This is a genomic window from Acinetobacter sp. NyZ410 (assembly GCF_022828975.1).
Classification (GTDB): domain Bacteria; phylum Pseudomonadota; class Gammaproteobacteria; order Pseudomonadales; family Moraxellaceae; genus Acinetobacter; species Acinetobacter guillouiae.
Genome location: NZ_CP094620.1, coordinates 4800430 through 4821655 on the forward strand (window position 1 = coordinate 4800430; position 21226 = coordinate 4821655).

At 38.4% G+C, this 21226-nt stretch carries 19 protein-coding genes; 6 read left to right on the forward strand and 13 right to left on the reverse strand.

Annotated features, from left to right (window positions below):
• Positions 1 to 13 precede the first annotated feature (13 nt).
• From ssuD to MTO68_RS22725, 4 genes are all read left to right on the forward strand, one after another.
• Complete coding sequence (gene ssuD, locus MTO68_RS22710; protein ID WP_004723543.1) at positions 14 to 1183, forward strand: FMNH2-dependent alkanesulfonate monooxygenase; 1170 nt, start codon at positions 14 to 16, stop codon at positions 1181 to 1183.
• Complete coding sequence (gene ssuC / locus MTO68_RS22715) at positions 1180 to 2001, forward strand: aliphatic sulfonate ABC transporter permease SsuC (protein ID WP_004723544.1); 822 nt, start codon at positions 1180 to 1182, stop codon at positions 1999 to 2001. The genes ssuD and ssuC overlap by 4 nt, the downstream gene beginning before the upstream one ends.
• Before the next feature lie 9 nt (positions 2002 to 2010).
• Complete coding sequence (locus MTO68_RS22720) at positions 2011 to 2808, forward strand: ATP-binding cassette domain-containing protein (RefSeq protein ID WP_105714168.1); 798 nt, start codon at positions 2011 to 2013, stop codon at positions 2806 to 2808.
• An 859-nt stretch (positions 2809 to 3667) separates the two neighbouring features.
• A complete protein-coding gene (locus tag MTO68_RS22725) occupies positions 3668 to 4282 on the forward strand; it encodes a TetR/AcrR family transcriptional regulator (protein WP_016539535.1) in 615 nt (204 codons plus the stop codon).
• 103 nt (positions 4283 to 4385) lie between these two features.
• Here the strand turns inward: MTO68_RS22725 and MTO68_RS22730 are convergent, their stop codons facing one another.
• Positions 4386 to 4952 carry a 5'-methylthioadenosine/S-adenosylhomocysteine nucleosidase gene (locus tag MTO68_RS22730; RefSeq protein ID WP_244014474.1) on the reverse strand — a complete coding sequence of 189 codons (567 nt, stop codon included), beginning with the start codon at positions 4950 to 4952 and terminating at the stop codon, positions 4386 to 4388.
• A gap of 158 nt (positions 4953 to 5110) precedes the next feature.
• Between MTO68_RS22730 and MTO68_RS22735 the strand changes: the two genes are divergently transcribed.
• Together MTO68_RS22735 and MTO68_RS22740 are read left to right on the forward strand one after the other, a co-directional pair.
• The gene (locus MTO68_RS22735; RefSeq protein WP_004723548.1) at positions 5111 to 5653 is read left to right on the forward strand and encodes an NAD(P)H-dependent oxidoreductase; all 543 of its coding nucleotides are present in this window, start codon (positions 5111 to 5113) and stop codon (positions 5651 to 5653) included.
• 272 nt (positions 5654 to 5925) lie between these two features.
• Positions 5926 to 7142 (forward strand): IS3 family transposase gene (locus tag MTO68_RS22740; RefSeq protein WP_244014476.1). Its coding sequence is split into 2 segments (ribosomal slippage): positions 5926 to 6271 and positions 6271 to 7142, totalling 1218 coding nucleotides; the frame shifts between segments, so codons are not numbered across the junction.
• A gap of 41 nt (positions 7143 to 7183) precedes the next feature.
• On the opposite strand, the gene MTO68_RS22745 is transcribed toward MTO68_RS22740, so the two are convergent.
• From MTO68_RS22745 to MTO68_RS22800, 12 genes are all read right to left on the reverse strand, one after another.
• Positions 7184 to 7450: a PAAR domain-containing protein gene (locus tag MTO68_RS22745; RefSeq protein ID WP_004723549.1), complete on the reverse strand. Its 267-nt coding sequence runs from the start codon at positions 7448 to 7450 to the stop codon at positions 7184 to 7186.
• Between the two features lie 38 nt (positions 7451 to 7488).
• On the reverse strand, positions 7489 to 8265 hold the full coding sequence (locus MTO68_RS22750; protein WP_004723550.1) for an OmpA family protein: 777 nt from the start codon (positions 8263 to 8265) through the stop codon (positions 7489 to 7491).
• Entirely contained in the window at positions 8258 to 9217 is a 960-nt protein-coding gene (gene tagF, locus MTO68_RS22755; protein ID WP_004823596.1) for a type VI secretion system-associated protein TagF, read from the reverse strand. Before tagF ends, MTO68_RS22750 begins: the two co-directional genes overlap by 8 nt.
• 34 nt (positions 9218 to 9251) lie before the next feature.
• Entirely contained in the window at positions 9252 to 13154 is a 3903-nt protein-coding gene (gene tssM / locus MTO68_RS22760; RefSeq protein WP_244016015.1) for a type VI secretion system membrane subunit TssM, read from the reverse strand.
• A gap of 37 nt (positions 13155 to 13191) precedes the next feature.
• Positions 13192 to 14583, reverse strand: coding sequence for a hypothetical protein (locus tag MTO68_RS22765; protein WP_244014478.1), 1392 nt, complete (start codon positions 14581 to 14583; stop codon positions 13192 to 13194).
• A complete protein-coding gene (tssG, locus tag MTO68_RS22770; RefSeq protein WP_034617199.1) occupies positions 14584 to 15576 on the reverse strand; it encodes a type VI secretion system baseplate subunit TssG in 993 nt (330 codons plus the stop codon).
• Positions 15540 to 17348: a type VI secretion system baseplate subunit TssF gene (tssF, locus tag MTO68_RS22775; RefSeq protein WP_004823592.1), complete on the reverse strand. Its 1809-nt coding sequence runs from the start codon at positions 17346 to 17348 to the stop codon at positions 15540 to 15542. Before tssF ends, tssG begins: the two co-directional genes overlap by 37 nt.
• Before the next feature lie 17 nt (positions 17349 to 17365).
• A complete protein-coding gene (tssE, locus tag MTO68_RS22780; RefSeq protein ID WP_004723556.1) occupies positions 17366 to 17839 on the reverse strand; it encodes a type VI secretion system baseplate subunit TssE in 474 nt (157 codons plus the stop codon).
• Positions 17840 to 17902: 63 nt separating this feature from the next.
• On the reverse strand, positions 17903 to 18406 hold the full coding sequence (locus tag MTO68_RS22785) for a type VI secretion system tube protein Hcp (RefSeq protein ID WP_004723558.1): 504 nt from the start codon (positions 18404 to 18406) through the stop codon (positions 17903 to 17905).
• A 46-nt stretch (positions 18407 to 18452) separates the two neighbouring features.
• Entirely contained in the window at positions 18453 to 19934 is a 1482-nt protein-coding gene (tssC, locus tag MTO68_RS22790; RefSeq protein WP_004823591.1) for a type VI secretion system contractile sheath large subunit, read from the reverse strand.
• Entirely contained in the window at positions 19927 to 20436 is a 510-nt protein-coding gene (tssB, locus tag MTO68_RS22795; RefSeq protein WP_004723560.1) for a type VI secretion system contractile sheath small subunit, read from the reverse strand. Before tssB ends, tssC begins: the two co-directional genes overlap by 8 nt.
• 29 nt (positions 20437 to 20465) lie before the next feature.
• Positions 20466 to 21116, reverse strand: coding sequence for a hypothetical protein (locus MTO68_RS22800; RefSeq protein ID WP_244016019.1), 651 nt, complete (start codon positions 21114 to 21116; stop codon positions 20466 to 20468).
• Positions 21117 to 21226: the final 110 nt, after the last annotated feature.

Sequence of the window (21226 nt, forward strand, 5' to 3'; positions counted from 1 at the left end):
AAGGATGAATGAAATGAAAATCTTCTGGTTTATTCCTACTCACGGTGACAGTCGTTATTTAGGTACAAGCAAAGGCGCTCGCCAAGTTGACCATGCTTATATGAAACAAATTGCTGTAGCTGTGGATAATTTGGGCTATGAAGGTGTACTCATTCCCACGGGACGTTCATGTGAAGATCCATGGATTACTGCTGCGAGCCTGATTGATGCGACTAAAAATTTAAAATTCTTGGTTGCGTTACGTCCAGGCGTAACAACACCAGCGCTTGCAGCACGTATGGCTGCAACTTTTGATCGTCTATCCAATGGGCGGGTTTTACTCAACCTCGTTACAGGTGGTGATGAGCAAGAATTGAAAGGTGATGGCGTATACGAAGACCACGCTTCACGTTATAAAACAGCAGCTGAATACACCACGATTTGGCGTGAAATTTTAAAACGTTCACATACCGGTGAATCATTTACCTTCCATGGCGAACGTTTAAGTGTAGATGATGCCAAGTTGCTTTATCCACCGATTCAAGCACCTTACCCACCACTCTGGTTTGGGGGCTCTTCTGAAGATGCGATTGAATTGGCTGCTGAGCAAGTTGATACCTATTTAACTTGGGGCGAACCACCTGCTGCGGTCAAAGAAAAAATTGCTGTAGTAAAAGCAAAAGCCGATGCCAAAGGTCGTCAACTTAATTATGGTATTCGTTTACATGTTATTGTTCGCGAGACCAATGAGCAAGCATGGCAAGCCGCCAATGAACTGATCCAATATGTAGATGATGCGACGATCGCAGCTGCACAGAAAAAATTTAAGCAAATGGATTCCGTCGGTCAGCGCCGTATGGCTGAGCTACATAATGGTGATCGTAGTAAGCTTGAAGTATCACCAAATCTTTGGGCAGGAGTTGGACTCGTTCGTGGTGGTGCAGGTACGGCTTTGGTCGGTGATCCACAGACTGTTGCAGATCGTATCCAAGAATATGCAGATTTAGGCATCAATACCTTTATTTTCTCAGGCTACCCACATTTGGAAGAATCTATTCGCTTTGCTGAACTGGTATTCCCATTACTGCCGTTGGAAACACGCAAGAAACTCACGCAACCTAATTTGACTGGACCATTTGGCGAAATCGTTGCCAATAACTACACCCCTGAAGAAAATAAAAAACCATTACAGGAGCCTGCATGAATGCCTTAATTAACAATGCTGCTCCAGCCAAAAGTACTGCCGTTTCACGTGGAACGAAACAAATTGGGCAGCGTTTGCTGCCTTGGATTGTGCCGATTTTACTGATTGTCATTTGGCAAATTGCGTCTAAAACAGGATTGCTTGAAAGCCGTGTTTTACCTGCACCGACAGCGGTAGTCTCTGCGTTTTGGACACTTTTAGTCAGCGGTGAGCTTTGGCAGCACGTCAAAGTCAGTGCTGGTCGCGCGCTACTTGGCCTCTTAGTTGGTGGTGGGCTTGGTCTATTTTTGGGACTACTCAATGGCTCATCAAAAGTTGCATCCAACTTATTGGATACCACCTTGCAAATGATCCGAAATATTCCAGCATTGGCGCTGATTCCATTGGTTATTTTATGGTTTGGAATTGATGAGTCTGCAAAACTCTTTTTAGTGGCTGTCGGTGTGTTTTTCCCGATCTACATCAATACCTATCATGGGATTCGTTCAGTTGATCCTCAATTGATTGAAATGGGAAAAAGCTATGGATTAAGCAGATGGCAATTGTATAAAGACATTATTTTACCGGGCGCAATGCCTTCAATTTTAGTGGGTTTACGCTTTTCACTGGGGTTGGTTTGGGTACTGCTGATTGTGGCAGAAACAATTTCCGCACAATCTGGAATTGGTTATATGACCATGAATGCGCGTGAGTTTTTACAAACAGATATCGTGCTAGTGGGTATCTTGCTGTATGCCCTTTTAGGCAAACTTGCCGATGTATTTGCACAATTTTTAGAAAAATACCTATTGCGTTGGCACGCAGGTTATCAAAAATAGGAGTCTGATATGACCGATTTAAGCATTAGCCAATATGCCAATGACTTGGTGGCACCAACTGAGATTGTTGAAGAACAACAAGCAAAAATTGGTGCAGAAATTTCGATCGAACAACTGCATAAATATTATGGCGAAGTTAAAGTTCTTGAGGACTTAGATTTAAACATTGAAGCAGGTGAATTCGTTGCAATTGTGGGGCGTAGCGGTTGTGGTAAAAGTACCCTACTGCGTTTAATTGCCGATTTAGAACAACCCAGTTATGGTGAAATCAAATTTAAATCTTTATTAAATTTCCGTGAAGGGATCATTGCAGATGATATTCGGGTGATGTTCCAAGATCCACGCTTATTGCCATGGAAAAGTATTCTAAAAAATGTGCAATTGGGTCTAGCCAAAAACCAATTTTCTAAAGCTGAGCAATTATTAGAAAAGGTCGGATTAAAGGAGAAATCTGGACTTTGGCCATCACAGCTTTCTGGTGGACAACGTCAACGAACGGCGCTTGCTCGTGCTTTGTCACATACACCACGAGTCTTATTACTGGATGAACCTTTAGGTGCTTTAGATGCATTGACGCGACTAGAAATGCAGAATTTAATTGAAAAGTTATGGTTAGAACAAGGCTTTACCACCATTCTGGTTACCCATGATGTTAGTGAAGCAGTTCAACTCGCAGATCGTATTATTCTTTTGGATAAAGGACATATTGCGCAACAGTTTCAAGTCGATTTACCACGTCCACGTCAAAAAGGTGTAGCATTTGCCGAACTTGAACAACAGGTACTCAGTGCTGTGCTTGCGACATGAACAGCAACAAAATACCCTTTTGTTGGCAACGCAAGGTATTGTCGAGCAGAATATTTTTGTCTTTACATATTAGGGTTTGCTGACAATCCGTCTATGTTTGCGACTACGTGTATTTTTTAGTCGATACTAGGCGCGAAATACGAAATTTAGTCATTCTAAATGATGAGAAACATCGTTTCGCAAGGTAACGAAGTAGCGGCAAAAAACACGCAAGTCCCCCGCTGCGCCTTGCGCTGCAAACAAAGCAGTGCTTTGTTCTTGCTCAGGGTTGTGGCTAAAATTATCTCAGTCTTCGTTATGAAACTCGAAAATAGTCTCGCTATTCTCATTCATGCTTTACGACGTATACGTCTCATGCTCAATTTTAACCTACAACGCAAACCATTTATGAAATGCCAAAAAACCCCAACCTTGCGGAACCATGTTGCTGATCTTGAATAATTAAATCGAATATTTTGTCATTTTGATCGGATAGAAAATGTTCGCTGTCACAAATATGTTTAAGTTTTCAACTGTTTCTATTGATTAAAAATGAGCTGGGTATTTTAAAGCAAGTCAGTTTTCTTAAATGAAAATTAAATCATGCTATTTAAGATTATCTAATTTTTAAATTAACTCTAAAATTAACCTTATACTAAAAAATGTCACAAAATTTAAATATTAAGTCATAACTGACAGAATTTTAAAATAAGATTTGCTCCAGTTTAGTGCAAAATTAGATAATAGGGATCTACGATCGACTTAATAATAAAACTTCATCATTATTTATCAGAAATATACCAAAATAATGCTGCTTTCTGTGCACAAATCAAACATTTTACCGTACAATTTAATAATCAGTTTTTCGATTAAAGATGCGATGGAACAAAAAAAGAGTGCTCAAAAACGCCAGCAGCTGCTCAATGCTGCACTTGACGTATTTTCTGTCTATGGTTTCAACGGCGCAAGTCTAGATGAAATCGCTCAATTAGCAGATATGCATAAATCCAATATTTTCTACTACTATGAAAATAAAGAAGCCTTATATGTTGAAGTGCTAACGACAGTTATGCAGAAATGGTTAGCACCGTTGCAGTCGCTTGAGTCAGAATTGGAACCGACAGAGGCTTTGTCACATTACATCATGACCAAAATTGAAATCTCTAGAACTCAGCCTAAAGCTTCAAAACTTTTCGCGTTAGAAGTGATTCAAGGTGCACCACATATTTTACCGATCCTCAAAGGCCCGCTTAAAAAGCTCTTTAAACGCAAAGCTAAAGTGATTTTAAACTGGCAGGCGCAAGGTAAAATATCAGATCAAATCGATGCTGAATTGCTGATTATTAATATTTGGGCATTGACTCAAAATTATGCAGACTTTAGTACTCAAATTGAAATGGTGACTGGTAAAACTTTGCGTAATAAAAGTATGTGTCAACGCGCAATTGAACATACAATCCATATGACTTTATATGGTGTGTTACCGCGCAATTAATCATCCAATATACTTATTGGTTATTTTGGCAAACGGCCATAGAGTTCTATGGTCGCCAAGACTCAATTTTAAACTTTATATAATACTCAAACAAACTAAGTCTTTAATAAATAGACTGATATAGTTTTAACAACTTTTGCGCACCCAATAATAAATTATCTTCCCAATCTAAATGTGCGGTGTCATTTGCACCATCTGTAATGTATTTAATCGAAACGAAACGCACATCTAATTTTTTACAGACTTTAGCCAGTGCATAGCCTTCCATATCGACCAAGTTACAGCTCACTTTGGGTTGTCCTGTTTCAAAACTATCCCCTGTACCACAAACACCCTGCGCTAAATGTGGAAAATACGATTCTAAATGAATTTCGCCAGGAAAATGCTCATCCATTGGCGTAACGCCCACATCAAAACCGAGTGGGGAAACATCCATATCACGTTGCACAAAGGTTTTTACCTCAATCAAATCATGGGCATCAAAGAAAGAACTTCCTGCACTACCTAAATTCAGTATGGTTTTACAGCCGGTTTTTTGAATAACATCAAATGCCGTATAGGCTGCATTAATCTTGCCAATCCCGCTATAATGGACAGTGATACCTGCTTGTTCAAATAAGCCTTTAGATTCATTGGGTAAAGCCATAATCAGTGCAATGTCGTCTTTCATATCGATTCAAAATTAAAATTTTCCTTATTAGAATGGAAATTCAAATCCTGATCAATCTTATTGTTAACTCAAAATTTTAAAATCATATACAAATCACTACTGTACCTATGACCTTGATTGCGCATAATGTTTTAATAGAAAAATAGAGATGAAAATAAATGAATATCCAAATCATCGTGGGCAGCATTCGAGAAGGTCGTGTTGCCATTAAAGTCGCAGAATGGTTGCTTAAAGAAATCCAAAAACTCGACTTTAGTACCCTCAATGTTGAAATTGTAGATTTAAAAGAATGGGATTTACCTTTCTTTGCCGGGAAAAATTCACCCGCCTCAGGAATCTATGATCAGCCCAAACAGCAAGAATGGGCGAAAAAAGTTGCTTCTGGAGATGCATTTATTTTCATTACCCCAGAATACAATCACGGCTATAGTCCTGTACTGAAAAATGCCATCGACTTCGTTTATAAAGAATGGCAGAGCAAACCTTCGGCTTTTGTCAGTTATGGTGGTACCAACGGTTCACGTTCAATCGATCAAATTAAACAAGTCTGTGCTTTTATTGGCATGATTGATTCTAATGCTGTCATTGAACTGCGAGATATTGGACAACGTGGTAAGAGTGAAACCTTTGAGGGAAATGAGTTTGATAATAAAGCAGTCAAATCTGTGGTAAACAAACTCATCCAATATGCCAATGTCTAAAATCACATTGTACGCTTTAGCTTACATCACTTGCATGCATTGACGGCTAGGGAAGTTGAAGCAAATCCCCTATTCTATAGTCATAGGGAACAGGAAGTTTCCCAGACATAAAACAATTATAATCGGTCTGTACATCAGGAAGTGAGGTAGAACAGGAGTTTACCTAGCGAACCAATACGAAAAAGCCCCGTCAGGATGATGGGGCTTTTTTTATACGCTTGTCCCGTCCTAGATAAGGTTGACACTTTCTAAACTTAAATTTGGAGAGTGTAATGAAAACAATAGTTAAAAGAACACAAAGAGATTACAGCTTAGCTTTTAAATTATCAGTCGTAGATCAAGTTGAAAAAGGTGAAATGACTTATAAACAAGCTCAGAGTAGATATGGTATTCAAGGGCGTTCAACTGTTTTAGCTTGGTTAAGAAAGCATGGTAAATTAGATTGGAGTCAAGGCACCCCATTACGTCATGGAGAAAAACAAATGTCTGATCCTTTACCACTCACACCCGAACAAAGAATCAAAGAGCTTGAACAACAGTTATATGAAACAAAAAGAAAAGCAGAGTTATTTGAATCCATTATAAATATACTCGAACGAGATTACGGAGTAAGCACTACAAAAAAGCCACAAGGCAAGCCATTAAAGAAAAACAAGCGATAGGTTTTAGTATCACTGAATGTTGCCATTATCTTGATATCACTCGACAAGCTTATTACAAACAATGCCAGCAATCGAACCTAAGATATAGATATGAACAAAATGTATTAAAGCAAGTTCGACAAGAAAGAATGTTTCAGCCTCGTATTGGAACAAGGAAACTCCATTATTTACTGAATACGATAATAGGTATCACTATTGGTAGAGATCGATTGTTTGATTTACTCAGAGATCATCGTTTATTAGTACAACCTAAACGCGCATATCATAAGACAACAAATAGCCACCATCGTTTTCACAAGCATCCTAACTTGGTTAAGTTTGGAATTGGGCAAGTGATACCACAGAAACCAGAGCAACTTTGGGTTGCAGATATAACCTATCTTCCTATAGAAACAGGAGAAGCTTATCTGAGCCTAATCACTGATGCTTGGTCTAGAAAAATAGTGGGTTATCATGTGGATGACAATTTAGGTGCGGAAGCTGTTAGCCAAGCATATATCAAGGCATTAAAGGAACGTAAAGCACCACAATATTCACTAATTCATCATTCAGATCGAGGCATACAATATTGTTCAAAGAAATATCAGGAATTACATCAGAAACATAATATTCGATGTTCTATGACCGATGGATATGATTGTTATCAGAATGCTTTAGCTGAAAGGGTCAACGGTATATTGAAGAATGAATATTTACTTCATAAACCAAAGAATCTTGAAGAAGCTAGGCGAATGGTTGCAGAGTCTATAGAAATTTATAATGTCCGTAGACCGCATATGTCGCTAAAATACAAAACGCCCGATGAAATGCATCGAGCGTTTGTATGAAATAAGTGTCAACCTATTTCAGGACTAGACAGCTGAATTATTTAATTTTGCCCGACGGTTAATGACTGGTCACCAATACATTTACATCCGCAAGATAAAGGTGAATTATGCTGCGCAGCGGGCTTTCCCATCACCAACATATGATTATCACCAGCAACAATGCTGGCGACACATTTATGCTTGGGACAAGTCGCCTTATCGCCTACACATGCAATCGCTTTACCATCAATCAGAAAAGAAGACTGTGCAGAAATAATTTTTCCACCACCTGTCGTGGGTGACCCTAACGTGATATATGGAAGTGCCATAGTGCCTACCTTTTATTGTTTTGTTATGGAATAAAAATTTATAAAACATCGAACTCAATACGACGGTTCTTTTTACGCCCATCTTCAGTTGCATTATCAGCAACCGGTTTGGTTGAACCCAGACCAGCTGTGCTTAAACGAGTCGGTGCAATGCCTTTCGTGGTTAAATACTGCTTCACCGCTTCAGCACGTTGCAAACTCAAATCCTGATTCTTCTGTGGATTACCTTGGCTGTCAGTATGCCCCACAATTTTAACATTTTTACCTTGGACTTTATTTAATGCAACCACCATCTCGTCTAAGATTTGTGTACCTGTTGCGGTAAGTACAGCTTTGCCAGATTCAAACTCAATAATTCGATTTTTTAGGGCATTATCAATCACAGATTGCTCAGCAGCATTCACTGAAATTTGTGAATTAAATCGATAAGGTGGCTGAACTAAAGATTGGAATAAACTGGTGGTTGGCTGAATATCAGTTTGCACACCCATTTTTCCAACCAATTCAACTTGTGTGCCTCGTACAGAGAGCTTACCTTGGCTAATCTTCTTTAAATCTGGAGTAATCACACGTGTAACCGAATCACTCCAGCCATTTGGTGCGGATACGGCTCGAATTTGGATTTTATCAACAACTTGATCATCGCCATAAACCGCTTTTAATTTCGCCAAGATTGCTTGTTTGGTCATGTCATTCGGCACAGCACCTTCAACCACAATCGGTGCAGCAAACACATTGAATGAACAAAATAAGCTAGAAATAAGCGCAAATTTTTTCAATATTTTGACTTGTTTATTTTTCATATCATTATTCATCTATAAATGTTTGTCTAAAAATTTTCATGCCTTGAACCAGACTCAATTGACGTTCGCATAAAGACTGTTCAAGTGCTGCTAGACCTGCATTCTGTTCCAAATAAGCATCAATCCATAGCGGTTTGACCAAAGATACCCAATGATCATTTTGCATATTTTGAGTGAAAATATTACTTAAAGCCGTGATATCTGCCCCTTGGAATCCAAATAATAAAATTGGAGACTCTTGGTGAAGAATACCAATTAAGATCTCTGTATTACTTTTTTCTAAAAAGCGTCCGATTAAGTTGACCCAAAATGCGGCAATTTCATAGCAATAATTATGATTATTAATCGGTAAAATAAGCACCTTAGATAACTTACTGGTACCGTGTTTAAGCACAGGCTGTAGTAATAAGCCCAAACCCAACATACTTTGCGCCAACTCATACGGCGTGATCTTCATCATTTGTGCAAATGAATGCATGGTATGATTTTCAAAAAAGTCCTGCGTTTTTAATTCAGGCAAGACCTGTATTTCATGATCAATTTCACCCAGCTTATTGATCAATACTTCAGGATCACGAATGGTTCGGATGCTTCGATTTTTTTGAAATAAATCAATCAATACCGGTTTATATTTAAACGGCGCATAGAGTAAGTTTTGAAAAGGGTGGTCAACTTCTAATAACTGGCTTAAAACCATTGGAAATTGACGACCAGAACTGTCTTCACTGGTCACCATATTTGCCGCAAGAAACATTCTTTCCTTAGGGTTTGCGATAAAGAAGTCTAAAGGTGCTAATGATTCATAAGCTTGATTAAAATTTTCTTCTCGCATTGCAAGCTCTAAAGCTTCCGTAATCCATTGATCAATCACTTGAATCAATGAATATTGCCCTTTTGTTTTCAGAAAATCACCACGTGCGGGACATTTTCCATAATACAACGGTGTAGACTTTATCGTTTGCATACTTTAATCCCTCGCGTCAAATCGTTCCCTTTAATCATTGAGCCACTCCTTTTCCAGCAGCATTTGCCGCATTGCCAGCAGGTGCCGCAGTTGGGCTTGCTGGTGCGGTTATCTGAGGCTTAGGTGCAGCTGCTGTCGGTGCAGTCGCACCGCCAAATGGTGAAGCCGCTGGTGAGTTTGCACTTACGGTAACAGGCGCTGCCTGTGCTGCAACAACCAATGGTGCTTTAGGACTTGTGACTCGATCAACCAGTTTTAATCCAACATAGCCACGATTAGAACCAATTGGATTTGAAGCATTACCACTAATTAAACGGAATTGAAGTTTCACAAACAAATCACTGTTTTGTTTGCTTGCCCATGTCATTTCAAAGCTTCCATTCAATGACTTACGTTGTGCACTATCAATTAGTTTATTGATGCCGTATTCACCCGGCTCATCAAATATAGTATGGGTTTGCCCATCTAAATCGATTGCCGTAATCCGTGCTCCCGGTATTGCACCAGGATTTGGCCACATGAAGTTAACCCATTGTTGGATGCCATTTTCATAAACCAAACGCTGCCCATCAATATCAATGGTATAGGACAATAATTTATTGTTAGGGATCGGATAGAATTGGAAGTTTGACTGATTGGCTGCAACTGGAGCACCACCTGCTGCTCCCGCAGAAGCACCATTGATTGGGGTGGTATATTGCTCAAAATTCATCACGAATTCAGGATTTAAACCTATACCCATGTTTTTCCATGTCTTCGATGACAACGTATAACCACGACGAATAACAAATGGATCAAGGGTTTCTTTTACAAATTTAGAAATGCTGCCGTTATCACCAAAAATTTGACTAATTTCACTACTGGTCGCTTGAATCGTTCCAGATGAGTTAAATGGCACTTTTTGCGAAAGTGTTTGGCTAAACGGTTGGAAAGCCTGCAAGGTCCAAAGTTTATTAATTTCGTCCTGTGCTGGGGTCAACAAACTGTCAAAAGATTGCGTTAATGGACTCACCAACAATTTTTGAACCATTTGCTGATCCAACTCACCCAAACCAACCGTCAATTTTTCATCGACGACTTTTTGAGTGGTGTTGAAAACTGAACTTTGATCATTAATGGTCAGTTTCGCTAAGGCCAAAGCACTTGGACCAAAGTCACCTGCACTGCGTAGATCATTCAGCTTACTTCTGACTTGCGCCATATTCTGTAAATAATCATCCAACAGTGATTTGTTCTGTAAATCATCACGTTTACGGACCAATTGGTAGAATACTTGGAATTGTTGAGAAATCTGCCCTTGTGCTTGATTAGATGCACGTTGGATATCATCCGTTTTACCTTGACCTAAAACTTTACGCTTAAACCAAGCAATAAAGCCAGTTTGTGGTGCAGCAAGTTCAGCTTGAACAACTGGATTATCCCAACTGGTTTCTTTTGCAACACGGTCAATATAGGTACGGATTGGAGAGTTTTGTGGCTCACCCAACACATCCATGACCTTGGCTTGCTGAACAAAATCAGCACCTTTCGTATAATGGGTAGCATTAATAAACTTCTTCCATTCAGCTATATATTCTTGCTTATACAACTGGGTTAACTGTTTACGAATTTGGTCAGGGCTACCACTAAAAGTTAAATCATCGGACTGGGTACTATTCAACACCCAATCTTTGGTATCTGTTGGCTTATTCGCAGCTTCTTCAATCGCTTTATCGACATATTCATCCCATGCTTTTTGGGTAAATATACCAGGCAATGCATAACCACCGAGCATGACATTACGATTGGTTTCACCAACAATTTGTGCCACCGTCACCGCAGGGAATCGAACAGCCGCACGCATTTTAATTTCATTATAAACGCGATCACGTGCTGGCATTCCACGTACCACAGAGAGCAACACTTGACGGGTTTGATCGACCAATTGCGCATCAGACTCTAACACTGGAAACTTTTTATCATTGGCTAAAGTCATTGAGTAGCTCAATATTTTTTCAGCTTTTTGAATCATTTCGCCACGTGGCATTTGTCCACGATTGGTGTCTAACCATGAACGCCAGAAACGAGTGACTTGGTCACTTAAATGACTCGCATCCATATATTGTGGATTGCTCATCATCAAATAGGCTTTTAACGCATTGTAGGCATCTTGTGGATTGGTATCAGAAGGTTCTGATGCAATCTGTGTCGAAGATGCTTGTTTAATTTCTACATTGACATGATTTTGTTTAAGCGTCTGCTCATTGCCTTTTACACGCTGTAAATATTGCGCAATGTTTTGCTGACTCGGCGCTAAAACAATTTGTTTCACACCTTTTAAATATTCAGCTTTTAATTTTTCTTTTAAGTCATTGCCTTGATATAGACCAAACGAAAACTTCAATGGGCGATGCTGATCAAAATCATCCAATTGCTCTAAACGTTGTTGCAAAATCAGTAAAGCATCGATTTGGGTAGAGAGCTCTTGACCCGAAGTTTGCTCCATTTGCACAACTTTATTTAAATCGGCCTGAACATCTGCAATCAATTGTTGGTTATTACGATAAGACCATACCCATAGACCCAAAATGATGGAAACACCCAATAATGATGCAATAAACGCCAAATAACGTTTACGCTTTGTGGTCGGGTTAATATGTTGTTTAACTAAGTTTTTATCTTTGAGAATGACTTCTGAGAATAGCCCTTTTAAGAAATAGCCATGATTCTGAGAAATTGAATTTTGTGGAATACCATGTTCGCTGTTGGGGATTTTCGTCAGCTGAAAATCATCAACAATCTGTTCGGTCATCGGGCTTTCTATCACACCCTCTTGTAAAGCACTGGTAAAGTAAAAGCCACGGAAGACTGGTTTAAATTGATACGGATTTTCTTCAAATAAAGTACCAATAAACGTTTTTAATACAGGTTTTAAAGTCTTAAATTCAAGTGGGAAAGTCATCACACTTGGCGAAATATTTTGCGCATGACGGCGACTTAAATGGGTGGTACTAACCCCTTTTAATCCATCATATAAAATATTGTAGTGCTTCTCGAAATGTTCTACGGCATTCTGTGATGATTCAGAGTCATAGGGTAAGGTCGCGCCCCACACTTGATCAAACTCAGCAGATTCATAACATTCAAAAAATTCGGTGAACCCTGCAATCAAATCCATTTTAGAAAAGACCAAATAAACAGGTGCAAAAATTTCTAAACGTTCAGTTAAGTCTTGAATACGCGCTCTTAAACTTTTCGCCAATTTGATCGATTTTTCAGGGCTTTGACTGACCAACTCAGCCACACTAACAATCACAATTAAGCCATTGATCGGTGCTTTAGAACGGTTCTTTTTCAGAATATTTAAAAAGCCTAACCATTCTGAATGGTCTTCAGAATATACAGAGTATCGACCAGCTGTATCCAGCAAGACCCCTTCTGTTGAGAAAAACCAATCGCAGTTTCGGGTACCACTGAGTCCTGAAGACACCACTTTTTGATGGGTCTCTTCAAAGGGAAATTTTAGTCCAGAATGGTAAATTGCCGAGCTTTTTCCCGCAGCAGGGTTACCAATCACCATATACCAAGGCAACTCATAGAGTGCCGCATTACCACTTTTATCACCCAATTTAGACTTACGAATCAATTGGATCGAATCTTTCATCTGCTGATTGATCAGATTTAATTCTTCTTTATCTTTTTGTTTTCCATATTCAGCAGTGGTGTCTTGTTGAATCGCTTCAGCCAATGCTTCACCTTGTTCTGCATGTTTACGGTGCTGGATCAACCAGTAGATGCCGTAAATCACCAATCCAAGAATGTAAGCTGCAACCATCATAAAGAAGTACTGACGCGGCACTACACTATATGAAGAAACGATCGCCACCAGAATCGAAAGCGCAATCACCAGTTTCGGGTTTGTGATGTACTGCCATGCATAGCTTAAAATTGTTTGTATCATTTTCTCTATTTCTTTCTAAATTTATCTGTAAGTTCTATGCAAACTCAGTCCCAACAAGCACTTGGGTTTGCTGATGTTCAGCACTATAAACATAACCGTACAACTCATCTTTAAAGTGCAAACTCAACATAAAACCAAAAACTTTGGCTAAGGGTTGGGTATGGCCTAGGCTATTTTTACTATAAAGATAATGATGCGCTTCAATCGCTGTTTCGGCAAAGTTTTGTTCAAGTTTCTTTAACAGCTTGATCTCTGCTGGGTCGTCTAAGACCAAGACAAAGGGCTGTTCTTGATCAAACTGTTCTGCTTGGTCTAAATTCAACTCTTTTAATGTTTTAGATGCCTGATCAGAATTTAAAGCAATTCGAATATACTTTATTGCTTGTAAATTTTGCAATTCGACCTGGGTATTTGTCATACAACAGGTACTGATATACTCAGATGGAATATATTTTTCAGTCATCCACGTCCGATCATCTATGGTTTCTTGATCAATTTCTGAATCTACTGCAATAAACAGTGATGCCTCAGAATCTAAGAGTTGGGTTCTTTTCAGCAACTTAATCCAATCTTTATATGCGGTTGTCTCACCCCAATAATGATATTCAGTGCCAAATTGCTGATCGAGAATGCCCAGCTCAGTAAGATAGTGGTGAACCAACTCTGAAGCTGAACTTTCATCCCAGCTATGGAATAAGTTTTCTGGCAAAATAATATGGATATTCAAACGATTAAGTCGCGGCACTGCTTCTGCGACCTGTTGTTCTATCGGCTCATCCTCATAGTCACGATGAGGGTCAATCCAAGCAGGATGCATACGATATTCATGTGCAAGTTTGGCATCATAAAAGAGTGCTGAGTTTTTTAGGTGCTCTGCAATTTGATATAACGTTTCAGTATTCTGTTCTAATTGCTGCTGAATTAATGCGCTTATACGTTTTTGACGACTGGAAAGACTAGATGCCTCATCCTCTAACGGTTCTTCAATCTCTTGAACACGGAATGAAAGAATCGGTAAGCCATAGCCATTGACCAATTGCGAATCAAGTTCAGGACTTGCCACATCTTGAAGCTGATCAAGCTGTGCTTCATTTTCGCCTAAGGCACTTAAACTTGTCGCTGAATAAACTTTCAAGTCTACCCATTCAATTTTTTCTTCAACTTTAGCTTCAGTGGTTTGTTGTTGTTCTGAACGTTGTTCTGCCTCAATTCTTTGTTGTTCTTTCTTCTCTTGGCGGCTTTGATAAATCTTTTTAATCAACATTGGGCTTAGAATTAACAAAGTAATCGCCGCTGGAATCACCCCAAAGAAAATCAGAAAATCTTGCCCATTTGGGTCATATTTAATATCACGCCAATAAAACACCACGATTACCGAAACCAGTAATATTGTGCTGACTAAAGTTCCTAAAATTATTTTGATCACTTATGACACTCCAATCAGTGCATAACAGGTTTCATCATTGTCACTTTGAGTTTTTGGCATCACAAAAGCACCTTGTGCCAAACCGATTTGTGTTGTTGAGCTCAGTTGTAAAGGCTGGACTTCCTCTTTTGCCAAGACTAAACGTAGATCGACAAGTAAGGTGGGACTACACCAACTTTGCAGAATTTTCTTTAACTTCTTACTCAATTTTTTCTTGGGTAAAAATTCTAAATACTGTGCATGGCTCAATGGTCCAATTTGAATCTCAATTTTTCCATCAATTTGTCGGATCGTTTCTCCACAAAAAGTATTTACACCTAACAAAAAAGGCTGCTTGCCTCCCAAAGTGGTTTTCTGATCATCGCCGAGTTTAAACTTTTCGGTAATATATTCTTTGACTTCAACGTGTTGATTGAACACACAGGTCAGCATTGTCTTGAGTGCATGGGCGGTATTGTTTTGCCCCTGCATTAGCCCAGAAAATTCAGCAAAATAATCGTCTAGATCACTCTGTTGATGCTGTGTCCGAATATAACCATTTAATGCATGCAGGATTTCTAAGTAATTATTTTCTTTTTCAACTTCATAACGTACAGGCAGGTTATAACTTAAACTTGCTTCAACAAATTGAGCTGTAAGCTTATGATTAAATAAGCCTAAAAATTTTTGAACTTCAACACGCTGTTTACGCGGTGCTTGTTTCACTTTATTGGTATAGGTATACGGCATTGCGCCTTGCATACCGGTTAAACCGACAATCAAATTGGTAAGATGAATTTTTTCATCTTGTTGTTCGAGTAATTCAATTTCATGTTTTGGGAAGTTCAAATTTAATGAACTTTCAAAAAGAAAATCGTCAGACCAATTCTTTAAAACAGCGGTATTGGGCGCATGTCTAAATAATCGTGTGGTTTGGATAAATTCAAAAGCTGTAGGGGTTTTAAAAAGCTCATCAATTACAGAAGCTTCTTGCCACCAACGTTCTGTACGCATTGGTATAACTCCTGTTTTGTATTTAAATCTCGAACAAAAACGTCAACAAAACTGTTCATCTGTACTTTTAAGTTAAAGATATGACTGATCAATTCGCTGAAAATATATAAGCTATGCCCTCTAAAGACTTGGACATCCACATCCATTAAAACCTTGACCCCACGGACAAACATTGGAAAGGGTTTGGCTTCAACCAGTTTATTGGTGATTTCAAACTCAATTTTTTTTATTGCATCAATAATTAAATGATTTTCTTTAGATTTTGGTAAGTTATAAAGCTCTAATAATTCTTTAATATGGCTGACAGCATCACCCTTCATTAACGCTAAAGTATTTAATGAAAGATGCGAAATAATACGCCATTGTTCATTCTTATTTTTTTCAAATTGGAACGGTGCAGTAGGTCTTTTTAACACCAATGCACGACGAGCAACGGTACTGTCATTCAAATTCAAGACATTGTTTGACTGGCCCAAAGCTTCGTGCGGTAATTCACGATTGGAACATAACAATTTACAACTGACAAAATCAGACTTAATACTGTGTGGTTCTAATTGTTTAGAAATAATCGAATAGCCCGTTTCGACATATTGATTTTGTAAAACGGTTGGATTTAATGCATAAAAAAACTGAATATCATCACCGTGATAATGACTCATGGCAAAGAAAGGTAAAATCGGATAAACCACTTGATCTTGGTTGCTTTTTTCACGGATCAAATTCATTTCAACGATTGAATACACTTGATAGAACTCAGGATGATGTGCATCCGTCATCAAAGGATATTCTAAGTTTTTATGATTGATTTTTTGTGGCTCAGCTTGTTTCTCAAACAAATTGACGACAGGGCTAGTAAATAACTTAAAATTTGCCACATTCAATTCTGAATAATTGCGAATAATGGCTTGGTCATTTAAATTCAGTTTTAAATGGATCTGCACTTCAAAACTTAGGTTTTCTTCTTTTAATAATTTTAAAAAATCTAAATTCAAATTTAAATAACTAAACTTTTCAGGAAAACAGAAATATTCGATTAATAATCGATAGGCATGATGGGTATGTTGATCAACCGGCAATAAACTTTCATTTTCATCAAAGCCCATCACTTCAAACGGATTTTTTATCGCTACAACTTTATGATTGATACGAAGACTAAAACTGGTCTCTTTATGAAAAATATGATCTAAAACTTGTAAAGGAAAGTTTGAAATCGCATCCAAATAAATGGGTAACTTTTCATTTTTCAACCAATTTTTAGCAGGGTTTAATAACTCAAATTTTAAATTTAATGTCGCATTTTGGTTTAAATGAATATGTGCACTAGGATTGGTTTGGAAACTCAGGCTTTCCAGTTGGATCGGCAGTAATTTAACTTCAGCACTGGTATTAAACTCACATTGGACACCTTTGAAACTTCTCGATTTTAAAGTGGTCCCTTTGGGAATAATATGAACATCTGTCAACTGTTTTTGCTTGTTTAAGTCTTCAAAACTCACAACTGAACACGCCGGAAAATGGCGTAAATATTGAGGAAACATCACCTCAAATAAAGAACGTGTAAAGATGTCGTAACTATCAGCTAACTTTTTATCAATACGTGCGGCAATTAAAGAAAATGCCTGTATCAAGCGTTCAATATGTGGATCATCAATTTGTTCTTGATTTAAAGATAATCGTTGTGCAATTTTTGGGTATTTATCTGCAAAGGCACGCGACTGCTGTCCAAATTCTTGTAATTGCTTTTCATAATACGGTAAAAGTTCTTCTATCACGACATACCTACTTTATTTTAAGATCTGGCAGAAATCACATATTGCTGTGTTGTTGGCTTAAGTAAGGCATCAAAAATTACAGGTTCATAAAGTGGGTGGATATTTAAATAAGCTTGAATGCTTAGGCATAACGAACCAACATTTTGGTCATCTAACTGCATTTCTACTTTAATTTGTTTTAAGCGTGGTTCATGTGCAGCAATCGATTGTTCTATAGACTGGCAGATGGTATCTCGATCGGTTGGATTCGCTGTGGAAAGCCCAACAAAATCAATAATGCCAAATTGTACGATAGACTTTTTTACTAAAGGGAAATCATCGATTTCCAAATCTAGCTTGGCAATACGTGTATTTAATAAGTCTTCTAAATCATGAGCAACAGACTCTCTTAACTCATGAATCGAAAGCCCTTTGATATAATCATCTTCAACAATTAAACGATCAAATAGTGTAGATCGAAATCCATATGGGTATAGTTGATCTAAATTCATAATGTATATTCTAATAATATGAAACAGATAGGGACCCGAGTCCCTATCTGTTCCAACAAACAATTAAGCAGCGTAAGATGCAGTATTGTTAGAAAGAGACCATTTCTTAGTAACGGCACCTTTAGCAGAACCGTTAATATCTTGTTGATTATAAGTCCACTCAACCGCAGCATATTTAAGACCAAATGCTTCAGTTGGAACACCTTCTTCATTTACCGTAGGCGTTACACTTGAAACAAGTACATGCTTAAGTTTGATTTGAAGGTACTTAATACGTTTGTCACCATTTGCACGGTAGAAGTCAATTTGAACTTCATCAAATGTATAACCCGCAGAACAAGCTTCCCAAAGTTTTGGACTAGTTGCATCCAAATCTTTAACAAAAAGCATATCTGAGTGTTCTACACGTTCAGCAGTATGACCACCAACGCTTGAAGAAGTCGCAGATTTCGGCTGACGAATATTATGAGACCAAGAATTAACTTCTAGCCAATTTTTGTGCTCAGAATCACGTGACTCGCCATCAACTTTGTACTTGCCTTGAAATTGAACGTATATATCTTTCATTGGATTACCCTTATTTTTTAAAGTTATTATTTAGCCACGCTCTATTTTAATTCGAGGACTGAGGTAACTCAGTGACAAGTCGCAAAGAAACCGACAACTCATCTAGCTGGAAATGCGGTCTTAAGAAGACCACAGACTTGTAGTGCCCTGGCTCTGCAGGATTCTCTACAACTTTTACAGAAGCTTCACGCAATGGATATTGCGCTTTTGCTTCTTGTGAAGCACCATCATCAAGCAATACATATTGTGATAGCCATTCATTTAAAAATGCTTCTACATTACCCGCTGAAGCAAAGCTTCCGACTTTATCTCGCATCATTGCTTTTAAATAATGTGCAATTCGAGAAACTGCCATGATGTATTGGATCTGGCTCGATAATGACGAGTTCGCATTTGCGGTATCACTGTCATACTTCTTCGGTTTTTGCGTAGACTGTGCACCAAAAAATGCTGCGTAATCTGTATTTTTACAATGAACAAGTGGAATAAAACCTAAGTCACTCAACTCTTTCTCACGACGGTCAGTGATCGCAATTTCAGTTGGGCACTTAAATACAACTTCACCATCATTGGTTTTGAAAGTATGTACTGGTAGGCCTTCGACCATACCACCACCTTCAACACCACGAATCGCAGCACACCAACCATGGAGGTCAAATGCATTGGTCAAACGAGTACCGAACGCATACGCGGCATTCATCCACAAATATTCATCATGGTTTTGCCCTGAAACTTCTTCCACGAAGTTAAAGCCTTCAGTCGCCCAACCTTCTTTTGGATCATAAGGCAAACGGCCTAAAACGCGTGGCATTGTCAACGCAACATAACGAGCGTCATCGCTTTCACGGAAAGAACGCCACTGTACATATTCTGCTGTTTCAAATACTTTTGAAACATCACGAGGGCGATCAATATCTGTAAATGATTCAAGGCCTAACATATTACTACTTGCTGCCGAAATAAACGGAGCATGTGCCGCTGCTGCAACATGTGAAATCTGTTCTAACAAATACATGTCTGAAGGAGTACGGTCAAACTCGAAGTCACCGATCAATGTCGCATAAGGTGCGCCACCGAATGAACCGTATTCTTCTTCATAAACTTTTTTAAACAAGGTACTCTGATCGAAATCTGTCGCGCCTTGGAAATCTTTAACCAATTCTTTTTTCGTTGTATTTAACATACGAATTTTGATCAATGGATTTGAAGGTGACTCCTGACAGAAGTAATACAAACCACGCCAAGTCGATTCAATTTTCTGAAACTGCTCATTGTGCATGATTTTACTGAGCTGCTTTGAAATCAACGCATCTATTTCAGCAATACGCTTATCAATCGATAAAGACATATTTTCTGAAACAGTGATTGTTCCTGCCATCACTTCTTTGGCTAATTCACCAATCAAGCTTTTCGCACGGTCATGCTCTTCGTCATTACGTGCAATGCGGCTACGCTCCACAATAGAATCAAGTAAACTTACTTCTTCTACGGCTGCATCTTGCACAGTATTGGTTTGTAAATTACTCATTTTCAGGACCCGCCTCAGCGCTTAATTTACGAATCTGATCAGTATTTTGTAAGACTTCATCAAGTAAATCTTCCAAACGCTCACTATTTGAAATCTTGTTTCTCAAATCCGTTAAACGTTCACGAGCTTCAACTAATTTTCTCAATGGTTCTACTTGTTGTACCACTTGTTCTGGTCTGAAATCTTCCATCGATTTAAAGGTTAAGTCGACCGACATACGCCCACCCTCTTCAGTCAGCGTATTTTCAACTTGATATGCGGCACGAGGAGACAACGACTCCATCACTTCATCAATGTTTTCTAAGTCGACATTGATAAATTTTTTATCTTTTAATTTGGTTTTTTCTAACTCAGAAGCAGCAGAAAAGTCACCTAAAACACCGACAACAAAAGGTAACTCTTTAATTTCTTTACCATCACCGACTTCAACATCATAAGTCAGTTGAACACGTGGTGGTCGGATTCGCTGTAATTTCTTCTGTACACTTTCACGTTTTGACATTTTTGTTATCCATTAATTTGGGCAATAAATTATGTTGGGAAATTAGGTCTCGCTGCTGGATTCGACGTTGCTGGCTTTGGTTTTGCAGGCGTCGCAGTAGGCTTTGTCGCTGGTTTTGCAGCAGGCGTTGAGCGTGTTGGTGTAGTACGGCTCTTCTGAGCGCGATTTACTTTCTGAGGACGAGCACGCTCTACAACTGGGGCACTTTCCTGATTTTTTTCAACCAAAACTGCCGCTGGCATTGCTTGTCTAACTGCATCAGTAAAACTTTTCGCAACAGGGTAGGTTTTATCCTCAGTCAAATATCTCATTTCACGCGTACGCATTTTATTCAATGCATCAGATGCTAAGCCAATTCCTGCAAGGAATTTGACATCTGTTAATTCATTGCTTTGGATGTTTTGCGTTTCTAAATAATTGACAATTTGGATGGCTTTATCATTTTTTCCAATTTGCTGAAACTTTTCTGCTGCTGAGACCAACAGCTTGTTTTTATTGTCTTTATTTTTCTTATCACACAATTGTGAATAGACCGCCAACAACTCAGGATTGGTTTCTCCCTCGACCATTGGGTAATCTTTTATACAGGATCTTTTTAGTTTGATTTCATCATCCGCGTAGACCAATGTAGTCGCCAATGATGCTCCAAGAACTAAAATATATGGAATAAAATTCTTCAAAATCCAACCTCAATATTTACTTGATTCAGTTATTCAATAGATTTACTTTTGATGTTTTATAAATATGTATAATTAAGCAATTTCGTTAAAGACTTAAAAATAAGACTAAA

Bases quoted from the DNA above. Each gene is read 5' to 3' on its own strand.
- ssuD (WP_004723543.1), top strand. From the start codon at position 14: ATGAAAATCTTCTGGTTTATTCCTACTCACGGTGACAGTCGTTATTTA.
- ssuC (WP_004723544.1), top strand. From the start codon at position 1,180: ATGAATGCCTTAATTAACAATGCTGCTCCAGCCAAAAGTACTGCCGTT.
- MTO68_RS22720 (WP_105714168.1), top strand. From the start codon at position 2,011: ATGACCGATTTAAGCATTAGCCAATATGCCAATGACTTGGTGGCACCA.
- MTO68_RS22725 (WP_016539535.1), top strand. From the start codon at position 3,668: ATGGAACAAAAAAAGAGTGCTCAAAAACGCCAGCAGCTGCTCAATGCT.
- MTO68_RS22730 (WP_244014474.1), bottom strand. From the start codon at position 4,952: ATGAAAGACGACATTGCACTGATTATGGCTTTACCCAATGAATCTAAA.
- MTO68_RS22735 (WP_004723548.1), top strand. From the start codon at position 5,111: ATGAATATCCAAATCATCGTGGGCAGCATTCGAGAAGGTCGTGTTGCC.
- MTO68_RS22745 (WP_004723549.1), bottom strand. From the start codon at position 7,450: ATGGCACTTCCATATATCACGTTAGGGTCACCCACGACAGGTGGTGGA.
- MTO68_RS22750 (WP_004723550.1), bottom strand. From the start codon at position 8,265: ATGAATAATGATATGAAAAATAAACAAGTCAAAATATTGAAAAAATTT.
- tagF (WP_004823596.1), bottom strand. From the start codon at position 9,217: ATGCAAACGATAAAGTCTACACCGTTGTATTATGGAAAATGTCCCGCA.
- tssG (WP_034617199.1), bottom strand. From the start codon at position 15,576: ATGCGTACAGAACGTTGGTGGCAAGAAGCTTCTGTAATTGATGAGCTT.
- tssE (WP_004723556.1), bottom strand. From the start codon at position 17,839: ATGAATTTAGATCAACTATACCCATATGGATTTCGATCTACACTATTT.
- MTO68_RS22785 (WP_004723558.1), bottom strand. From the start codon at position 18,406: ATGAAAGATATATACGTTCAATTTCAAGGCAAGTACAAAGTTGATGGC.
- tssC (WP_004823591.1), bottom strand. From the start codon at position 19,934: ATGAGTAATTTACAAACCAATACTGTGCAAGATGCAGCCGTAGAAGAA.
- tssB (WP_004723560.1), bottom strand. From the start codon at position 20,436: ATGTCAAAACGTGAAAGTGTACAGAAGAAATTACAGCGAATCCGACCA.